The sequence below is a fragment of the Stenotrophomonas maltophilia group sp. RNC7 genome, assembly GCF_030910085.1.
Classification (GTDB): domain Bacteria; phylum Pseudomonadota; class Gammaproteobacteria; order Xanthomonadales; family Xanthomonadaceae; genus Stenotrophomonas; species Stenotrophomonas sepilia.
Genome location: NZ_JAVFVN010000610.1, coordinates 1 through 1,412, shown reverse-complemented (window position 1 = coordinate 1,412; position 1,412 = coordinate 1). Strand labels below are relative to the sequence as shown.

At 32.9% G+C, this 1,412-nt stretch carries 4 protein-coding genes; 3 read left to right on the top strand and 1 reads right to left on the bottom strand.

Going from position 1 to position 1,412, the window contains the following annotated elements; all coding sequences use genetic code 11:
• The 3 genes from RCF13_RS11730 to RCF13_RS11720 form a co-directional block, all read left to right on the top strand.
• Positions 1-251: Bax inhibitor-1/YccA family protein (locus RCF13_RS11730; RefSeq protein ID WP_308141203.1), on the top strand; the 251-nt coding region annotated here is incomplete at its 5' end.
• A 108-nt stretch (positions 252-359) separates the two neighbouring features.
• Complete coding sequence (locus tag RCF13_RS11725) at positions 360-611, top strand: DUF4318 domain-containing protein (protein WP_308141202.1); 252 nt, start codon at positions 360-362, stop codon at positions 609-611.
• Positions 612-770: 159 nt separating this feature from the next.
• Positions 771-1,106 (top strand): single-stranded DNA-binding protein, encoded by a 336-nt coding sequence (locus RCF13_RS11720; protein ID WP_000982033.1) that lies wholly within the window; start codon positions 771-773, stop codon positions 1,104-1,106.
• A 28-nt stretch (positions 1,107-1,134) separates the two neighbouring features.
• On the opposite strand, the gene RCF13_RS11715 is transcribed toward RCF13_RS11720, so the two are convergent.
• On the bottom strand, positions 1,135-1,412 hold a 278-nt coding region (locus RCF13_RS11715), incomplete at its 5' end, for a hypothetical protein (RefSeq protein WP_308141201.1).

Here is a 1,412-nt window from a genome sequence, read left to right as displayed (position 1 = left end):
TACTAAACATGTTTGGTGTAACTGTTCCGTACATTCACCAAGGTGGTACGATCGGTATTATTATTAGTGCAGTTGTTATCGTAGTTGCTGCATTAAACTTATTACTAGATTTCGATTTAATCGAAAATGGTGTACGTAGTCAAGCTCCGAAATATATGGAGTGGTACACTGCAATGGGACTAATGCTTACATTAGTATGGTTATACTTAGAAATTCTTCGTTTCGTTTCTTACTTTACGAAAAATGACTAATAAAAAAATCCTGCGTGAAAAATGCAGGATTTTTTATTTTCAAAGATATATTGATGATGTGGTATAATATGGATGTTGGTAACCTTAAATTGAAGGGGATGGAATATGATGAAAGAGAAGAAAGGGATTATGAAAAAACTATTTTCTAAAAGTTTTTTCATAGAACTAGATGATGCTTTAACGTATCCATCGGGAGAAGTTATTACTTCAGCTATTGAAAGTTATGCAGCTGAATGTAATGAACAACTGAAATTTGAGAGTAAAGTAAAACCGATAACTTTCTACTTAGAAGAAGTATTATATCGTGCGGAAGTAAAGATGGCCCGCGGAGGATATTACATTTCATGCAGTGAAGTATAATTTTTTGAAACCTTACATGTTTAAAGTATGTAAGGTTTCTTTTTAGTTTTTATAAGGTATAAAAATATATTTTTTATTATAAAGTATATTATTTTAAGCTTTTTACCCTTCATATATTTTTCTTTACAATGAAGAAAAATATGAGAGGTGGTATAACTTATGATGAATCGAGTTGTATTAATCGGTAGATTGACAAAGGAGCCAGAATTATACTACACAAAGCAAGGCGTCGCGTATGCACGAGTATGTGTTGCGGTGAATAGAGGTTTTCGAAATAGCTTAGGTGAGCAGCAAGTAGATTTTATTAATTGCGTCGTATGGAGAAGGTCAGCTGAGAATGTAACTGAATATTGTACGAAAGGTTCACTTGTTGGAATTACTGGACGTATTCATACGAGGAATTACGAGGATAATCAAGGAAAGAGAATATATATAACGGAAGTTGTGATTGAGAGCATTACATTTTTGGAGAGAAGGAGGGAGGGCGCATCGTAAGAAGAGGGCTTAGTAATATAGCCCTCTATCACTTTTGATTGATCCCTTCCCAAACAACATCTAATTGTTGGTTGAGTGTATTTTTCGCGTTTATTTCATTAGCATGTAATAGTGAATGGGACATTAATGTATAAAAATAAGTACTCATAATAGTAGAAGTGATAATATGTATATCCCATTGACTGTTTAATTTTCCTGTCTCTTTCGCCTCTGTAATAATTGAAGACAAACCTTTTTGTAGCTGCTGTATACTTTTTACTTCATTTTCTACTAAGTAATTAGACTTTATAATCTCAAAGACGGCAT